Below are 16,833 nucleotides of genomic sequence, written 5' to 3'. Positions count from 1 at the left end.
CTCGGGACACTCCTCGATGCCGGTCGGCGCGCCGCCAGTTCACGGCCGAGGCCGGTATCCACTCGGCGCCCTCGTGGTCGAGCTCGCCCTCCTTGCGGGGCTTGTCATTGCCCGGAAGCACAGACTGGTCTCGCCGAGCCGGCAGCGCTCGCAGACCCCGCAAGCACGGAAGCCCTCGGCGACGGTCTTCCGCCCGATCAGTGCCGGGTCCACCCCCTCGCCCACCGCCTCGACCGTGCCGGACCACTCGTGTCCGGGGATCACCGGGTAGCGGACGTAGGAGGCGTCGCGGTGGCCGTCGTACACCTCGCGGTCGCTCATGCAGATACCGGCAGCCGCGACGCGCACGCGCACGTCGCCCGGGCCCGGCTCGCGGACGCCGCCACGTACCAGCTGGTACTCGCCCGGACGGTCGACGACTACGGCCCGGCTCACCGGGGCGCCCTCGGCGGACGGGTGGCTCACTTCGGCTCCCTCTTCTCCCAGCCCTCGGCCCACAGGTTGAAGTGGGCCGGCCGCTGGGGGAACTCGGCGGCGGCCTCCGCGTCGAACTCCACACCGAGACCCGGTGCGTGCGACACCTCGAAGCAGCCCGTGGCGGGGTCCACTCGCGGTGCGCCCCTGACCACCTTCTTGATCTCGGCGTCCGCGAAGTCGTTGAAGTGCTCCAGGATCTTGAAGTTCGGGGTGCAGGCGGCGAGTTGGAGCGAGGCCGCAGTCAGGACGGAACCGCCCACATTGTGCGGGGCCACCAGCATGTAGTGCGTCTCTGCGGTGGCCGCCAGCTTGCGAGTCTCCAGAATTCCGCCGATGTGTCCGAGGTCCGGCTGGATGATGTCCGCGGCCTGCGATTCGAACAGCTCACGGAACGCGATGCGCTCGTGTATGCGCTCGCCCGTCGCGATCGGCAGATCCACCTTGTCCGCGACCTTCTTCAGCGCCTTGAGGTTCTCCGGCGGCACCGGCTCCTCCAGCCAGGCGGGGGCGAAGGGCGCCAGTTCGCGCGCCACGCGTACCGCCGTGGCCGGGCTGAACCGGCCGTGCATCTCCAGCATCAGCTCGGTGTCCGGGCCGATCGCGTCGCGCACCGCCTCGATCAGCGACACCGAGTACCTCGTCTGCTCGGCGTCCAGCTCGAAGTGGCCGGTGCCGAAAGGGTCGATCTTCAGGGCGCGGTAGCCGCGCGCGACGACCTCCAGGGCGGCCTTGTGGTACGCGTCCGGGGTTCGCTCGGTGGTGTACCAGCCGTTCGCGTACGCCTTCACCCGGTCCGTCACCTTGCCGCCGAGCAGCTGCCAGACCGGCACGCCGAGTGCCTTGCCCTTGATGTCCCAGCAGGCCATCTCCACCACGGCGATCCCGGACATCACGATCTCGCCCGCGCGTCCGTAGTCGCCGTACTGCATGCGGCGTACGAGGTCCTCGACCGCGAACGGATCAGAGCCGGCTATGTGGTTGGTCTCCGCCTCGCGGAGGTAGCCGAGGAGCGCGTCGGTGTGACCGAGCATCCGGGTCTCGCCGACGCCGGTGAGTCCCTCGTCGGTGTGGACGAGCACATAGGTGAGGTTGCGCCAAGGAGTTCCGACGACATGGGTGCTGATTCCAGTGATGCGCACGGCAGTTGCCCCTCACGGTGTTCGATATGTCGACGGTCGTTCGAAATTGTGGCGTGACCGTAAGCATGCAGTCCGCCAGGTGTCAATGGGTCGCGCACGGCGTGATGTGGCACCCTCCTCTAAACCTCTGGGTGCGTCAGGGCGATTGTCCGACGGGCGGCCTGCCCTTAGGCTGTGTTCGTCATTCCGGCCATCCGTCGGAGCCTCGAACGACATGGAGGGGTGGGTGAACGGCCATGGGGCGACTGGTTCCCGCGGTGACCCGGGCCCTGGACATACTCGAACTGTTCCTGGAGGGGGGCGGGACGCACTCGGCGCCCGACATCGTCCGCAGACTCCGGCTGCCGCGCACCACCGTGCACGAACTGGTCACCACGCTGGCGGCCCGCTCGTACCTGGTGCCCGTTCCCGAGCAGCCGGGCCACTATCGCCTCGGCGTACGGACCTACCAGCTCGGCAGCCGGTACGCGGAACAGCTCGACCTGGCGGCGGAGGGTCAGCGGGTGGCCCGCGAGGTCGCCGAGACCTGCGACGAGACCGTCCATGTCGCGATCCTCGAGGACACCGACGTCATCTATATCGCCAAGGTGGACTCCACTCACGCGGTCCGCATGGTCTCCGCCGCGGGCCGAAGGCTGCCCGCGCACTGCACCGCGGTCGGCAAGATGCTCCTCGCCTCGCTCCCTGAGGACGAGTTGGACGCGCGCCTCGAGGAGTGCGGCGAACTCGACGCGCTGACCCACAACAGCATCACCGACGCGGAGGTGCTGTGCGAGGAACTCGCTGCGACCAGGGAGCGCGGCATCGCCGCCGAGCACCGCGAGGCCAACCCGGACGTGAGCTGCGTCGCCGCGCCCGTGCGGGACCGCTCGGGCGCAGTCGTCGCCGCGCTCTCCATTTCCGTGCCCATGAGCCGCTGGAGCGAGGAGCGCGAGAGCGAACTCGCCGAGTTGGCCGCGAAGGGCGCCGGCGACCTGTCCACCAGCCTTGGTCACCGGGGCGCCTGGTGAAGGTCGATGTCGCGGTCCGCGAACGGGCCGCGCTCGGCGAGGGGCCGACCTGGGACCCGGCCACCGGTCGGCTGATCTGGGTGGACATCCTGGGCTCCCGTGTCCACACCTGGGATCCGGTGACCGGACACCGCACCGTCATGGCCACCGAGCAGCATGTCGGCGCCGCGAAGCCGCGGTCCGGTGGCGGTCTCGTGGTCAACCTCCGGGACGGGATCGGCCTGTACGACGCCGATGGCGCGTTCGCCTGGCTGGTACGGGACCCGGTGCCGGGCCGTCGCGGAAACGACGCCGCCGTAGCGCCCGACGGGGCACTGTGGGCGGGCACCATGCGCTACGACGAAGCTCCGGGCGGCGGCACGCTGTCCCGTATCGGCCCCGACGCAACGGCCACCGTCCTGCTGAGCGAGGTGACCGTCAGCAATGGGACCGGCTGGAGCCCGGACGGTACGCTGATCTACTACATCGACAGCCCCACCCGGCGTATCGACGTGCTGTGTGCTGAAGATCAACGCATCGTGGAGCGGCGGGAGTTCGCCGTCATCGAGCCCGGATCGGGCTTTCCCGACGGGCTCACCGTCGACGCTGACGGCTGCGTCTGGGTCGCCCTGTGGGACGGTGCTCAGATCCGCCGCTACACACCGGACGGGCGGCTCGACCGGACCGTGGGGCTGCCCGTGCGCCGACCCACGGCCTGCACCTTCGGCGGCCCGGACCTGCGTGACCTGTACATCACCACGGCCCGCACCGGTCTGCGGGACCCGGATCCGCTCGCCGGATCCCTGCTGGTCCTCCAGGGCGCGGGCCGGGGAGTGGCCGCTCTCCCCTTCGGCGGCTGAACGCGGTTGCTCAGCTCGCGCCTTCCTTCGGCGGGACCCGGAGGGGCCGGGGAACCGATGCCAGGGAAAGACTTGCAGCTCAGGAAGAGGCCGCCGTGGGCATACCAGCGGATGACGCCGCCGCGGAGTTCCATGACTTCTTTGAGCGCCACTATGCGGAACTCGCCCGACTCGCCCACATGCTGACCGGTGAGTCCGAGGGAGCCGACGATCTGGCGGCGGATGCGCTGGTCGCCATGTGGCACCGCTGGGACCGGGTCCGCGCGGCCGAACACCCCCCCGCGTACGCCCGGGGTGTCGTCGCGAACCTGGCGCGCAGCCGGGTCCGCAGTGCCGTACGAGAACGCCGCCGCATCGCGCTCTTCTGGGCGACGCACTCGGGCTGGGCCGATGATCCGGATGTGCCCACCGTCGTCGATGTGCAGGAAGCGCTGCGCACTCTGCCGTTCCGCAAGCGCGCCTGCGTCGTGCTGCGGCACGCCTTCGACCTGTCGGAGCGGGAGACGGCGCTCGCCCTCGGGGTATCGGTAGGTACGGTGAAGAGCCAGACGTCGAAGGGGATTGCCCAGCTGGAGCGGCTGCTCGGCGCCCGCGTATCCGCGGAACTGGTGGGAGGGAGGAACTGATGGACAGGCTGCGACGGCAGCTGAAGGACGCGGCCGCCTCCCACCGACCCGACCGCGAACGGATGCTGGCACGGGTCGAGCGCGGCATCGCGGCGCCCGGGCACGAGCAGCCGCCCCGGCGCCACGTCGGCCCTCCTTCGTGGCTGCGTGTCGTGGGCGCGACCGCCGCCGTGACCGGTGTGCTGACGGCCGGCGGATACGCGGTGGCGTCCGTGGTGCAGGGCCCTGGGCCGGCGCGGACCGCGACCGCCCCTCCCTCGTCGGCGAAGCCCCCCGCGGCGGACCCGGAGAACCAAGGCTCCGACGCCGCGACCGGTGGGCCGCCGACCTCGTCGAGGGGCGCGCCCCGGACACCCGACGCCCCCTCGCCCACGCGCACCGCCCCGCCCGCACAGGGCATCCCGCCCCGCGGTGGCCGCACCGAGGACGGCCCGCTCAGGAGCGACGGCTCCGTCGATCCGCACAGCAATGAGTTCTGGGCACAGAGCACTGTGACTCTTAAGACGACGACGCCCCTGGACGCGCTCACCGTGGAGCTGCGCATCGCGCTCACCAGTGGCGTCAGCTCGGCCGGCGCCTGGAGTTCCCTTCCCGCGGAGGACTTCACGCTCACCGTCGACGAGCTGGACGGGTTTCTCGTGTACCGCTGGCGGTTGAAGCCCGGCCGTACCGTGGCCACGGGCCGGCACCTCTTCGCCGGTCAGTACGACCACGAGCGGGGCGCCCGAGATGCGTCTGAGGACAGCTATGCGGCCGACAGCCGGGTCGGCGGTGAACGGCTCCGGGTGGAGGGGAACTTCGCCCCGTAGAGCCCCTGAGACACCCGAATCCGGGCTGCCTTGATCCCTGGCAACTTTTCCGCACCTGGCGGCGACCACTCGACGCAATGTCTCACCCCCGTGCAAGGAAAAGCGACATGACTCAACGAGTTGGGCGACGCATTCGTCACCGCAAGACCCTCAGCCGCCGGCGGGCCGTGATCAGCGGTATCGCGGCGTTCGGGCTGACCGGAGCCGCCATCGCGACGAGTTCGCTGCTGTCACCCGCGAGCGCCGCCGACCCGTGGCCCACACCGAACGGCAGCACACCCGTCACCAAGACCATCGAGGTGTCCGGCACCCTGGACGGCAAGCTCAAGCGCCATTACGGCAGCGGAGACCTGGGCGACGGAGGCCAGGGCGAGGGCCAGGACCCCCTTTTCAAGCTGAAGGACGGGGCCGTGCTCAAGAACGTCGTCCTCGGCTCCCCCGCTGCGGACGGCATCCACTGCATGGGCAGCTGCACACTGCAGAACGTCTGGTGGGAGGATGTCGGCGAGGACGCCGCCACCTTCAAGGGGAAGTCCGCGAAGTCCGTGTACACGGTGCACGGCGGCGGTGCACGGAAGGCCGCCGACAAGGTCTTCCAGTTCAACGGCGCGGGCAAACTCGTCGTCACCAGGTTCCAGGTGGCCGACTTCGGGAAGCTGGTGCGCAGCTGCGGGAACTGCTCCACCCAGTACAAGCGCACCATCATCCTCAACGACGTGGATGTGACGTACCGCGGCACGTCCGTGGTAGGCATCAACTCCAACTACGGGGACACCGCCGCGCTGCGGAACATCCGTATCCACGGCGACCAGGGCAAGAAGATCAAGCCGTGCGTCCGGTACCGGGGCAACGACACCGGAGACGAGCCGGTGGAGACGGGCAGCGGCCCGGACGGCACGTACTGCCGCTACTCGGCCTCGGACATCACGTACGACTGACCTCCCGCTTTCGCGCGCCCAGCGGACTGGAGGTCTTGATCCGCAAGGCCGCCGTCGATTCTGTCCCCGCAGGGCGCGGTGGCACGCGCCGGTCCATGCCGGCGCGTGCCACCTTGCGGTGACTCAGGTCTTCTTCCCGCGTGCCGTCATGGCGCGTTGGATCAGGATGAAGGCGCAGAGCAGCACCCCGGTGGCGATCTTCGTCCACCATGAGCTGAGCGTTCCCTCGAACTGGATGATGCTCTTGATCAGGCCCAGGACGAGCACCCCGAACAGGGTGCCCAGCACATAGCCGGAGCCGCCGGTGAGCAGCGTGCCGCCGATCACCACCGCGGCGATCGCATCGAGTTCCATCCCGACGGCGTGCAGCGGGTCACCGGACTGGATGTACAGCGTGAACAGGAGCCCGGCCAGTGCCGAGCAGAAGCCGCTCACCGTATACACAGCGATCTTCGTGTCGCCCGCCGGAAGGCCCATGAGCAGGGCCGATTGCTCGTTCCCGCCGATGGCGTACACCCGGCGTCCCAGGCGCGTGTAGTGCAGTACGGAGTACGCGGTGGCGAGGACGATCAGCGAGACCACGGCGCCGATCGACAGGAACGATCCGCCGGGCAGTGTCACCTGGGTCTGGGCGAGACTGCCGATGGAGGGGTCGGTGATGGAGATGGACTCCTTGCTGATGACCAGGCACAGACCGCGGAAGAGGAAGAGCCCGGCGAGCGTCACGATGAAGGGCTGGATCTCGAAGTTGTGGATCACATAGCCCATCAGGAAGCCACCGAGGGACCCCACACCCAGCGCGATGGGTATCACCACAAACAGCGGAACGTCCTGACGCTCCACCAGCCACGCCGTCAGCATGGTGGTGAAGCCGATGACCGAGCCGACGGACAGGTCGATTCCGCCCGACAGGATCACGAAGGTGGCACCGACGGCGGCGACCAGCAGGTAGCCGTTGTCGATGAACAGGTTCATGAACACCTGCGGTTCGGCGAACCCGTAGTTCTGGTACCGGCTCAGACCGGCGGCGTACATCGCCAGGAACAGGGCCGCCGTCACCAGGACGGGCAGCCGCCGGTCGCCCAGCAGGCGGGTGGTCCTGGCGTTCACAGGAGTACGGGTGTCGGTGGCCGCGCTCATCGCGACACCTCCATCTCGGGAGCGGTCTCGACCACCGCGGCGGTCTCCACCGGGGCTGGGGTCTTCGTGCCGCGCGACCTGGCGCCGAAGACCTTGGCGCGGAACTTCGGGGACTGCAGAAGGCAGACGATGATGACGACGGCGGCCTTGAAGACGAGGTTGGTCTGGGTCGGTACGCCAATGGTGTAGATCGTGGTGGTCAAGGTCTGAATGACGAGGGCGCCGATCACCGTGCCACTGATGGAGAACCGGCCGCCCAGAAGCGAGGTTCCGCCGATCACCACGGCGAGGATCGCGTCGAGCTCGATCCACAGACCGGCGTTGTTGCCGTCCGCGGCCGAGGTGTTGGAGCTGATCATCAGGCCGGCGATGCCCGCGCACAGCGCGCAGAACACGTACACCATGATCTTGATGCGGCGGGCCCTGATGCCCACCAGGCGGCTGGCCTCGGCGTTGCCGCCGACCGACTCGACCAGCAGTCCGAGCGCCGTGCGGCGGGTCAGCACCACGGTGACGGCCACGACGGCGGCCACCACGAAGATGGAGAAGGGCAGCGTCAGCCAGTATCCGCCGCCGATCAGTTTGAACGGATCGCTGTTGACGGTGACGATCTGCCCGTCCGTGATCAGCTGGGCGACACCACGCCCGGCGACCATGATGATCAGCGTGGCGATGATCGGCTGGATCCCCATCCTGGCGACCAGCACACCGTTCCAGAGGCCGCACACCAGCGCGGCCACCAGCGCCAGGCCCAGCGCGAGCAGGACACCGGACACGCTGTTCTGGTCCGTCTCGCCGCTGATGGACAGACAGGCCAGGGCCCCGGCGATCGCGACCACCGCACCGACGGAGAGGTCGATGCCGCCGGTGGCGATCACCAGGGTCATGCCGACGGCCACCAGGATGAGCGGTGAGCCGAACAGCACGATCGAGACGAGGCTGCCGTAGAGGTGGCCGTCCCTCAGATGGATCGAGAAGAAGTCAGGCGTGAAGGGGACGTTGACGAGCAGCAGTCCGACCAGGACCGCGACCGGCCAGAAGAGCCGGTGATGCGTCACCGCACGCCATCGGGAAGTGGTGCTCACTGGTGCTCTCCGCTCGCGATGGTCTCCAGGATCCGGCTCGGAGTGATTTCGGGCCCGTTGGCCAGCCGCGCCACCAGCCGACGGTCGCGCAGCACTCCGATGGTGTGACTGAGCCGGAGTACCTCCTCCAGCTCGGCAGCGATGTACAGCACGGACATGCCCTCCTCGGAGAGTGAGACCACGAGTTTCTGGATCTCGGCCTTCGCGCCGACGTCGATACCGCGCGTCGGCTCGTCCAGGATCAGCAGCTTCGGCTGTGTGATCAGCCAGCGGGCCAGCAGCACCTTCTGCTGGTTTCCGCCGCTCAGCGCGCCGACCCTGGCCTCCGGATCAGCGGGCCGGATGTCCAGCGCTCGGATGTACTTGGCGACGAGTTCGTCGCGCTGGGAGACCGGGATGGGCCGGGTCCAGCCGCGCGCCGCCTGCAGTGCGAGGATGATGTTCTCCCGTACGGTCAGGTCGGGGACCAGGCCCTCGGTCTTGCGGTTCTCCGAGCAGAACGCGACGCCCGCGGCGATCGCGTCGTTCGGAGCGTGGAGCGAGACCTGTCGCCCGCCCACGGCCAGCTTCCCGCTGTCCGGCTGGTCGGCGCCGAAGAGCAGCCGGGCGAGTTCGGTGCGGCCCGACCCGAGCAGCCCGGCGAGCCCGATCACCTCGCCCGACCGGATCTCCAGGTCGAAGGGGGCGATGCGGCCGGTCTTGCCGAGGCCCTCCGCGGTGAGCAGCGAGTCGCCGACGTCGGACCGCAGTTGGTGGTCGTGGAGCTCCTCCAGCTCGTCCAGGTCCTTGCCGATCATGAGCTTGACCAGCCCCATCTGGTCCAGGTCACGGACCATGTGCTCGCTGACCAGGGTGCCGTTGCGCAGAACGGTCATCCGGTCGCAGACCTCGTAGATCTGGTCGAGGAAGTGCGACACGAAAAGGATCGCCACGCCCTCGTTCTTGAGGCGCCGCATCAGGGCGAACAGCTCCAGGACCTCGTCGCGGTCGAGGCTGGAGGTCGGCTCGTCCAGGATCAGCACCTTGGTGCCCGCGCCGCGGCCGTCGCCGGTGCCCACGGCCCGTACGATGGCCACCAGTTGCTGCACGGCCAGCGGGTACGAGCCCAGCGGCGCGGAGACGTCGAGATCGAGGCCGAGCCGGTCCACCAGCTTCGCGGCCTCCTGGCGCAGCTGCTTCCACTGGATCCGGCCCGCGCGGGTCGGTTCACGTCCGATGAAGACGTTCTCCGCCACCGAGAGGTTGGGGCAGAGGTTGACCTCCTGGTAGACCGTGCTGATGCCGGCCTGCTGCGCCTGCAGCGGGCTGGCGAACCGCACGGACCGCCCGTCGAGGGTGATGGTGCCGGCGTCCAGCGAGTGGACCCCCGTCAGCACCTTGATGAGGGTGGACTTCCCGGCACCGTTCTCGCCAAGCAGGGCGTGGATCTCGCCGGGGAAGAGCCGGAAGTCGACGCCCGACAGAGCCCGTACTCCCGGAAACTCCTTGAATATGCCCGTCATCTCAAGGACGGGCAGTGGCTCTGCCATGGCAGCGCTCCTCGTGGAATTCGTTCACGGCCGGCGGGAGCCCCTGGCCGACGTGCTCGGCCGGAGGCTCCCTGCCGCGGTTGTCCGGTCAGTACTTGCGCTTCGGAAGGGCGGCCTTGGCCTGCTCCTGGGTGAAGTCGGCCTCCTTGGTCTTGATCCACCGCCCAACCGACTCGCCGGCGTGCACCTTCTTCACGACGTCCATCAGTTGGGGGCCGAGCAGCGGGTTGCACTCGGCGATGGCGTTGATCTTGCCCTTCGACATGGCGACGAAGCCGTCGCGGACGCCGTCGATCGACACGATCAGGATGTCCTTGCCGGGCTTCTTGCCCGCCGCCTCGATGGCCTGGATGGCGCCGATGGCCATGTCGTCGTTGTGCGCGAACAGCACGTCGATGTCCGGATGGGCCTGCAGGAAGGCCGCCATGACCTGCTTGCCGCCGGCCCGGGTGAAGTCACCGGTCTGGCTGGCCACGATCTTCCAGTCCGGGTGCTTCGCCTTCATGACCTTGGCGAAGCCCTTGGCCCGCTCGATCGCCGGGGCGGCACCGGTGGTGCCCTCCAACTGTGCGATCTTCACGGCGCCCTTGTGGCCGGCCTTTTCGAGAACCTTCTCCAGCAGCACCGCTGCGCGTTCGCCCTCGGCTGTGAAGTCCGAGCCGACCAGCGTCACGTACAGGGATGGGTCGGAGGTCTCCACCGAGCGGTCGGTGAGGACGACGGGAATCTTCGCGGCCTTGGCCTCCTTCAGGACCGCGTCCCAGCCGGTGACGACCACCGGCGAGAAGGCTATGACGTCCACCTTCTGGGCGATGTAGCTGCGGATCGCCGAGATCTGGTTCTCCTGCTTCTGCTGGGCGTCGGAGAACTTGAGGGAGACGCCCTGCCACTTGGCCGCTTGCTTCACGGACAAGCTGTTGGCCGTCCGCCAGCCGCTCTCCGAGCCGACCTGGGAGAAGCCCAGGGTGATCCCCTTGCCGGTCCCGTAGGTGGAGCCGGTGGAGTCATCCTCCTTGGCGCAGGCTGCGAGCCCGCCCGCGGCCGCCACGCCGACTGCCGCCGTGATGAAATCGCGTCTGTTGAGCATGGTGTCTTCTCCTTTGAGGTGCCGGCCCGGAACGGACCCGCTGGCACTTGTACGGGGAAAGGCCGGACTACGTTCAGCCTGTCGATCATTGTTCGAAATACCGGTCACATAGGACCGGGGATGGGTGGCCGGTCCGCGTCAGGGCGAGTTGACTCTGAGCATCAGGGTGGGTGCCCTGAGGTACTGGCACGAACGACGAGTCGGGGTTCGATGACGGTCCGAGGCGTTCCGGCCGGGGCATGGCCCTCGATCCGGTCCAGCAGCAACCGGATACTCCGCTCGCCCACCGCGGAGAAGTCCTGCCGGACCGTGGTCAGCGGGGGAGCGAAGAACTCCGACTCCGGGATGTCGTCGAAGCCGACCACCGCGACGTCATCGGGAGTTCCCACGCCCGCTTCGCGCAGCGCCCGCAACAGGCCCAGCGCCATCTGGTCGTTGGCCACGAAGACCGCGGTCAGGCCGCGACCTGCCCAGCCGAGCAGTTCCCGGCCCGCCTGGTAGCCCGACAGCGGACTCCAGTCCCCCCTCAGTAGCGGGGGTGGCTCGATACCTGCCGCTCCGAGAGCCGCCCGCCACCCGGCCGCCCGGTCCTCCGCCTCCAGCCAGTCCTCAGGGCCCGCGACATGCCAGACCTTGCGGTGGCCGACCTCCAGGAGATGACCGGTGGCCAGCTGTGCACCCAGGTTCTGGTCCACACTGATGCTGGGGATCCCCATGGCGTGGCCGCTCCCCACGATCACCACCGGAAAGGGGTGGCGGAGTTCAGCCAGGGCAGCGACCGCCGACCGGTGCGGGGCGATGGCGACCACTCCCTCCACCCCACCCTCGCTGAGGTGGTCCAGGGCCTCGGACAGCTTCCCCACGGTCAGCCTGCGCAGGCTGACCGTGGAGACGAGGTATCCCTCGGCGCGTGCCGCCTCCTCAAGCCCGAACAAGGTGCTCGCCGGGCCGTAGAGGGTGGTGTTGGAAGCGACCACCCCGAGAGTCCGGGTGCGCCGAGTGGCCAGGGCCCGTGCGGAGGAGTTGCGGCGGTAGCCCAACTCTTCGATCGCGCGCAGCACCTTGGTGCGTGTCCCGTCCCGCACGTTGGGGTGGTCCCCCATCACGCGGGAAACGGTCTGGTGGGACACCCCGGCCAGCCGTGCGACATCGGCCATGGTCGGTGGCCGAAGCGGCGGTTGTGCCACGGCGGTACTCCTTGGACGGTTCGTGAACGCGAGAGTCATTGTGAGCGCTAACAATTCACGGCGGTCAAGAGGTCCCACAGAAAGGGAGGCGTCACGTTTGGGTAACGTGACCGAGGGCCACTGCAGAGTGGAGTTGAGCGCTCAGGTTCACGTCCCGACTCAGCGCCGAGACATCACGCTGTGTCTAGTTCCGTGGAAATCAGCTGATGGGTGGAGCCGTTCGGCTGGAGATCGGTGGAAGAGCGGGCCGACAGCCGGGGTGAGTTCCGCCCGCACCTTCAAGGTCTACTCAACCGAACGAGCAGGGCCGTGGGTGTGCGCGGCAGTGACACGGTGAGCGCCGACCGGTCCGCGTCCCAGACGGCCGTCCCGGCCGGTGCCGACGGGTGCAGGATCTCCGCAAGGACAGCACTGCCCGCCAAGTGGGGGATGGGAACGGCGAGTTCGGAGCGACCTTCGTCGCCCGGACGGCGCCAGACCGACACGTACGAGTGGCCCCCGGGCACCCGCATCCCCAGGGCCAGCCACTCGTCCGTCCATCCCGGCAGCCCGAGCGGCCAGAACGGCACGGCCTCCGCCAGATCGCCGCGAATCGACTTGTACGTCATCACTGCGTCTCTTACCAGGGCGAGTTGGTCAGGTGACATCCGGTTCAGGTGACCGGAGAGATGGATACGGCCCAGAAGCGCCCCGCCCAGCGTGAACGAGATCTCGTCGTCGCTGAACTCCGGCTGCGGGTATGCCCACACTGCGCCCTGTTCCGGCGGTACGGCGGTCGGGGCAGAGGCCGCGATCGGCGGATAGCGCAGCAGATCCTGCTGGTCGCTGGTGGACTGGAGCTGGGCGACGGCCAGCGAGGCACCGTCCATGCGCATGCCGCCCGAGGCGCAGTTCTCGATGACCAGGCCCGGGTGCCGGTCCAGGACCTCCGACAGCCACTCCAGGTAGGCCTGGGCATGGCCCAGCAGCCCGTCGCCGGGGGAGAGGTCCCCGGGGGCGCACGTGCCCGGATCGACCACGATGTTGTAGTCGAGCTTGAGGTAGCCCACCCCCCAGTCGCCGACCATCCGGTCGACGGTCTTGTCGAGGTGCGCTCGGGCCGCCGGGTGCCGGAGATCCAGCTGGTGGCGGCCCTGTTCGGTGATGCGTACGCCGTCGCGCCGGAAGAAGGCGTCCGGCGGCAGCGCGGACGCGACCGGGCTGCGTACGCCGACGACCTCCGGCTCCAGCCACAGCCCCGGCACCATGCCGCGCTCGCGGATCCGGTCCAGGACGGCCCGGATACCGCCGTCCGGGAAGCGGCGCGGCGAGGGCAGCCACTCGCCCACGCTGTCCCACCAGCCCTGCGTGTCCTCGTCGTACCAGCCGGAGTCGATGCAGAAATACTCCGCCCCGGCCTCGGCCGCCGCGTCGATCAGCGGGAGCAGCTTCTGGGTCGTCGGGTCGCCCATCAGCGTGTTCATGTAGTCGTTGAAGACGACGGGCAGGGCGGTGTGGTCCGGGTGCGGGCGGCGGATGGTACGCCGGTACGCGGTGAGGGCGGCCAGGGCGCCGTCGAAGCCGGTGCCGAGGGCGAGGGCGGCCGGGACGGTGGTGAACTCCGCGCCGGGCTCCAGGCGGACGCGCCACTGGTGCTCGGCGTCCGTGGGGCCGTTCAGCGCGAGACACGTGTGGTGGGCGCGTTCGCCGAGGTCCCAGCGCCAGCCGGCCGGGGACTCGATCTGCCACAGCCAGGCCCGTTCCGTGGTGGGCTCGACCAGGGCGCCCATGGAGAGGTGGCCGTCAGTCGACCAGCTGCCGCGTCCGGCGACGACGAGGGCGGCGCGACTGTCGTGCTGGTGTGCGTCGACGCTGATGTCCGCGACGGTGTCGCGCAGCGGCTCGGCGTACCAACGGCACTCCGCGAGCCAGTCGTTGCGGGCGCGCAGCACCAGAAGGGCGTCGGGGGAGGGGAGGGCGCCGGCGAGCAGGCTGCTGACGGACTGGACGACGAGGGGTTCGTCGCCGTCGTTGCGGAGCCGGACGCGGGAGCGCAGCACGGGTACGCCGTCGGGCGAGGACAGCTCGACGAAGGCCGTCAAGGCGGTCACCGGGTCGTGGAGTTCGATACAGAGCCGGTGCCAGGTGTCGTCCCGGCTCGTGGTGACGGTCTTGTGGCGCAGCCGCGTGCCGAACGCCGTACCGGTGAAGCGCGGGCCGGACCAGCCGCTGCCGTGTCCGAGAGCGGTGAGGTCGACGAGGGGGAGAGGCGCGTTGGGGTCGGACCGGGGCTCGGAGTCACCAGGGCGGGCCAGCGTGACCAGCCGCAGCGTCCCGTCGGGGCCGGTGGCGAACTCCGTGTCGAGCGCCGAGTGACCCCACGTCAGCTTCCCCGGGACGTCGGTGCCCCCGCCTGCGGTGCCCGTGTGCGCCGTACCGGTCAACGTGTTCCCCCTTCTGAGACTGAAGAGCCCGCCGGTGCGCCGCAACGCCCGTACCTGCGGCCCGGGTCACTCGCGTGAATCCATCGCTACGGAGTCTTGACGACCAATGTGTGACCGGTCACAATCCTCGCATGGATGTGACCGGTCACACAAGGCGCCAGGCGAGTATCCGGGATGTCGCCACCGCAGCCGGCGTCTCGTACCAGACAGTCTCCCGGGTGATCAACAGTCATCCCAGCGTCAAGCCGTCCACCCGGGAGCGGGTCCTCGCCGCCATCGAGGAACTCGGATTCCGGCGCAGCGCCACCGCGCTCGCGCTGGCCAGCGGGCGCAGCCGCCTGGTGACCGTACTCACCGCCAACACCACGCACTACGGCTATGCGTCGATCCTCCAGGGCATCGAGGAAGCCGCCCGCGCCGCCTCGTACTCGGTCGGGATCGGCGTACTCGAATCAGCCAAGGAGCCCGCCGTCACCGCCGAGGTGCAGCGGGCCGCGGACGCGGGCGGCGGACTGATCGTGATCGCCTACGATCCCGCTGGGGTACGGGCCTTGGGTGCCGTCCCTCCGGAACTGCCGGTCGTCGGTGTGGTCGAGACCCCGGCCAGCCCGCCCGGCGGCGACCGCCCCTGGGTGTGGACGGATGACCGCGAGGCCGCCCACGAGGCGACCCGTCATCTCCTGTCCCTCGGCCACGAGACCGTGCACTACGTCGCCATTCCGTCGAGCACCCGCCGCACCAGCGCCCGTACCACCGGCTGGCGGCAGGCCCTGCGCGAGGCCGGCGCCCCGGAAACCTGGCCGGTGCAGGGAAGCTGGGGACCCGGGGGCGGGTACGCCGCGGGGCGGCGGCTCGCGAAAGACCCGGCCGTCACCGCGATCCTGTGCGGCAACGACGACCTCGCACTCGGGGTGATCCGCGCCCTGCACGAGGCGGGCCGGGCGGTGCCGGGTGAGGTCAGCGTGGCCGGTTTCGACGACGCCCCGCACTCGGCGTATCTCACGCCGTCACTCACGACCGTACGCCTGGACTTCACCGGCCTCGGGCGGGCAGCCTTCGGCCTGCTGCACGGGGTGCTGGAGGAGTTCGCGCCGGTGGCCCCGCACCCGGTGTCCGTACCGGAGCTGGTGGTGCGGGAGAGCTCGGGGTCGCCGCCGCCCCATCCACAACCATGCACGCCCCCCTCTCAGTGAGGCAGAGAAACCGCCATGAACAGAGTCCTCCCCGTCCTGGCCTTGATATGCGCCGCCGCCCTGGCCGCCACCGCCTGCAGCGACCCCACCGCGGGCAGCGCCGGTGACGCGGACAAAGCCGGCACCAAGACCGAGGTCGACCCAACAGCCCGCCTGGACGGTGTGAAGCTGACCATGTGGACGGCGCAGAACACCATCAACGCGCCCAAGCAGGTCGTCGAGGCCTTTGAGAAGGCCACCGGCGCCACGGTCGAGAGGCAGGCCATCCCCGACCTCTACGAGCAGAACGTGCCGACCAAGCTGGCTTCCGGCGACCGGCCCGACCTGATGTTCTGGCAGCCGTCCATCTCCACGCTCCCGTTCATCCAGCCCCAGCAGAACCTGCTCACCCTGGACGGCGAGCCCTGGGAGTCCAAGCTGGGCGACACCGAGCGCTCGCTCGGCATCATCGACGGCAAGCGGTACGCGGCGATTGTCACCAGCCCGGCCATGCTCGGCATCTACTACAACAAGGACGTCTTCAAGAAGGCCGGGATCAGCGAGCAAGACTTCCCGGAGTCGTACGACGAACTGCTGGCCCTCGGCCAGAAGGTCGTGGACAAGACGGACGCGGCCGGCTTCTACGAGGCCGGCGGCGACAAGTGGCCGCTCCAGTGGCAGATGCAGGTCCAGCTCACTGACCTCGACAAGCAGTGGTGGGCCGACCTCAACAAGAACAAGGAGAAGTGGACCGACCCGGTCGTCGTCAATGCCGTCAAGAAGTACCAGGAGAAGCTGCTCGGCGCCGGCCTCGCCCAGAAGAACTACAAGACGGGCACCTTCACCGGCCAGGCCGATGCGCTGTGGAAGGGCGAGGTGGGCATGGTCCTGAACGTCACCTCCTTCCAGAGCCAGCTCCAGGCCAAGTACTCCACCGCGGAGATGGACAAGAAGATCGGCTGGTTCCCGGTCTCCAACTCCTCGGCCACCGGCATGTACTCACCCGACCAGACGAACGGGGTCGTCGCCTTCAAGACCGGCGACGAGAAGCGGCAGAACGCCGCCCGCCAGTTCCTCGCCTTCTGGCTCGGCCCGGACTACGACGACTACATCAGGGCGATGAAGATCCCGTCCGTGCAGCCGTCCGTGCCCACCCCGAACGGGCTCCCCGAGACGTCCAAGGCCCAGGTCGAGGCGCTGCCCACCGCCAGCGGCGTCTTCCAGGCCAAGGCCATCGTCGCCCCGGACACCCACCTCTACCTCGCCGACATGATCTTCGGGAAGAAGACGCCCAAGCAGGTCGCCCAGGCCATTCAGGACCAGTTCGCGCAGGTGGCCAAGGCCCAGGATGCGCCCGGCTTCTGACCGCGGC

14 protein-coding genes and 1 pseudogene are annotated in these 16,833 nt (G+C 69.2%); 7 read left to right on the top strand and 8 right to left on the bottom strand.

Annotated elements, in window-relative coordinates:
• Positions 1–117: 117 nt before the first annotated feature.
• A pseudogene (locus ACTWQI_RS26940) lies at positions 118–435 on the bottom strand (alcohol dehydrogenase catalytic domain-containing protein); the annotation flags it as partial.
• Positions 436–461: 26 nt separating this feature from the next.
• Positions 462–1,616: a mandelate racemase/muconate lactonizing enzyme family protein gene (locus ACTWQI_RS26935; protein WP_443274348.1), complete on the bottom strand. Its 1,155-nt coding sequence runs from the start codon at positions 1,614–1,616 to the stop codon at positions 462–464.
• Positions 1,617–1,852: 236 nt separating this feature from the next.
• Between ACTWQI_RS26935 and ACTWQI_RS26930 the strand changes: the two genes are divergently transcribed.
• The 5 genes from ACTWQI_RS26930 to ACTWQI_RS26910 all read left to right on the top strand — a co-directional run bounded on the left by ACTWQI_RS26930 (position 1,853) and on the right by ACTWQI_RS26910 (position 5,838).
• The gene (locus ACTWQI_RS26930) at positions 1,853–2,626 is read left to right on the top strand and encodes an IclR family transcriptional regulator (RefSeq protein ID WP_443274347.1); all 774 of its coding nucleotides are present in this window, start codon (positions 1,853–1,855) and stop codon (positions 2,624–2,626) included.
• Positions 2,623–3,465: an SMP-30/gluconolactonase/LRE family protein gene (locus ACTWQI_RS26925; RefSeq protein WP_443274346.1), complete on the top strand. Its 843-nt coding sequence runs from the start codon at positions 2,623–2,625 to the stop codon at positions 3,463–3,465. The genes ACTWQI_RS26930 and ACTWQI_RS26925 overlap by 4 nt, the downstream gene beginning before the upstream one ends.
• Before the next feature lie 95 nt (positions 3,466–3,560).
• A complete protein-coding gene (locus ACTWQI_RS26920) occupies positions 3,561–4,091 on the top strand; it encodes a SigE family RNA polymerase sigma factor (protein ID WP_443274345.1) in 531 nt (176 codons plus the stop codon).
• On the top strand, positions 4,091–4,900 hold the full coding sequence (locus tag ACTWQI_RS26915) for a hypothetical protein (RefSeq protein WP_443274344.1): 810 nt from the start codon (positions 4,091–4,093) through the stop codon (positions 4,898–4,900). The genes ACTWQI_RS26920 and ACTWQI_RS26915 overlap by 1 nt, the downstream gene beginning before the upstream one ends.
• Before the next feature lie 107 nt (positions 4,901–5,007).
• Positions 5,008–5,838, top strand: a complete 831-nt coding sequence (locus ACTWQI_RS26910; RefSeq protein ID WP_443274343.1) for a pectate lyase — start codon at positions 5,008–5,010, stop codon at positions 5,836–5,838.
• Positions 5,839–5,961: 123 nt separating this feature from the next.
• On the opposite strand, the gene yjfF is transcribed toward ACTWQI_RS26910, so the two are convergent.
• From yjfF to ACTWQI_RS26880, 6 genes are all read right to left on the bottom strand, one after another.
• Positions 5,962–6,978 carry a galactofuranose ABC transporter, permease protein YjfF gene (gene yjfF, locus ACTWQI_RS26905; protein ID WP_443274342.1) on the bottom strand — a complete coding sequence of 339 codons (1,017 nt, stop codon included), beginning with the start codon at positions 6,976–6,978 and terminating at the stop codon, positions 5,962–5,964.
• Entirely contained in the window at positions 6,975–8,063 is a 1,089-nt protein-coding gene (locus ACTWQI_RS26900; RefSeq protein WP_443274341.1) for an ABC transporter permease, read from the bottom strand. Before ACTWQI_RS26900 ends, yjfF begins: the two co-directional genes overlap by 4 nt.
• Positions 8,060–9,592 carry a sugar ABC transporter ATP-binding protein gene (locus ACTWQI_RS26895; protein WP_443274340.1) on the bottom strand — a complete coding sequence of 511 codons (1,533 nt, stop codon included), beginning with the start codon at positions 9,590–9,592 and terminating at the stop codon, positions 8,060–8,062. Before ACTWQI_RS26895 ends, ACTWQI_RS26900 begins: the two co-directional genes overlap by 4 nt.
• Positions 9,593–9,680: 88 nt before the next feature.
• Entirely contained in the window at positions 9,681–10,679 is a 999-nt protein-coding gene (locus ACTWQI_RS26890; protein WP_443274339.1) for an ABC transporter substrate-binding protein, read from the bottom strand.
• 161 nt (positions 10,680–10,840) lie between these two features.
• Positions 10,841–11,905, bottom strand: coding sequence for a LacI family DNA-binding transcriptional regulator (locus tag ACTWQI_RS26885; RefSeq protein WP_443274338.1), 1,065 nt, complete (start codon positions 11,903–11,905; stop codon positions 10,841–10,843).
• A gap of 239 nt (positions 11,906–12,144) precedes the next feature.
• The gene (locus ACTWQI_RS26880) at positions 12,145–14,289 is read right to left on the bottom strand and encodes a glycoside hydrolase family 36 protein (RefSeq protein ID WP_443274337.1); all 2,145 of its coding nucleotides are present in this window, start codon (positions 14,287–14,289) and stop codon (positions 12,145–12,147) included.
• Positions 14,290–14,420: 131 nt separating this feature from the next.
• Between ACTWQI_RS26880 and ACTWQI_RS26875 the strand changes: the two genes are divergently transcribed.
• Complete coding sequence (locus ACTWQI_RS26875; RefSeq protein WP_443274336.1) at positions 14,421–15,482, top strand: LacI family DNA-binding transcriptional regulator; 1,062 nt, start codon at positions 14,421–14,423, stop codon at positions 15,480–15,482.
• 15 nt (positions 15,483–15,497) lie between these two features.
• The gene (locus ACTWQI_RS26870) at positions 15,498–16,826 is read left to right on the top strand and encodes an ABC transporter substrate-binding protein (protein WP_443274335.1); all 1,329 of its coding nucleotides are present in this window, start codon (positions 15,498–15,500) and stop codon (positions 16,824–16,826) included.
• The last annotated feature ends 7 nt before the right edge of the window (positions 16,827–16,833 follow it).

The organism is Streptomyces sp. KR80 (assembly GCF_052245555.1).
Lineage (GTDB): Bacteria > Actinomycetota > Actinomycetes > Streptomycetales > Streptomycetaceae > Streptomyces.
The sequence above is the reverse complement of the archived record's forward strand: the minus strand, read 5'-3'. Positions and strand labels throughout refer to the sequence as shown.

Excerpts from the sequence above, each read along its gene's own strand:
- ACTWQI_RS26910 (WP_443274343.1), top strand. The coding sequence starts at position 5,008 with ATGACTCAACGAGTTGGGCGACGCATTCGTCACCGCAAGACCCTCAGC.
- ACTWQI_RS26870 (WP_443274335.1), top strand. The coding sequence starts at position 15,498 with ATGAACAGAGTCCTCCCCGTCCTGGCCTTGATATGCGCCGCCGCCCTG.
- yjfF (WP_443274342.1), bottom strand. The coding sequence starts at position 6,978 with ATGAGCGCGGCCACCGACACCCGTACTCCTGTGAACGCCAGGACCACC.
- ACTWQI_RS26875 (WP_443274336.1), top strand. The coding sequence starts at position 14,421 with ATGGATGTGACCGGTCACACAAGGCGCCAGGCGAGTATCCGGGATGTC.
- ACTWQI_RS26930 (WP_443274347.1), top strand. The coding sequence starts at position 1,853 with ATGGGGCGACTGGTTCCCGCGGTGACCCGGGCCCTGGACATACTCGAA.
- ACTWQI_RS26885 (WP_443274338.1), bottom strand. The coding sequence starts at position 11,905 with ATGACTCTCGCGTTCACGAACCGTCCAAGGAGTACCGCCGTGGCACAA.
- ACTWQI_RS26890 (WP_443274339.1), bottom strand. The coding sequence starts at position 10,679 with ATGCTCAACAGACGCGATTTCATCACGGCGGCAGTCGGCGTGGCGGCC.
- ACTWQI_RS26915 (WP_443274344.1), top strand. The coding sequence starts at position 4,091 with ATGGACAGGCTGCGACGGCAGCTGAAGGACGCGGCCGCCTCCCACCGA.
- ACTWQI_RS26895 (WP_443274340.1), bottom strand. The coding sequence starts at position 9,592 with ATGGCAGAGCCACTGCCCGTCCTTGAGATGACGGGCATATTCAAGGAG.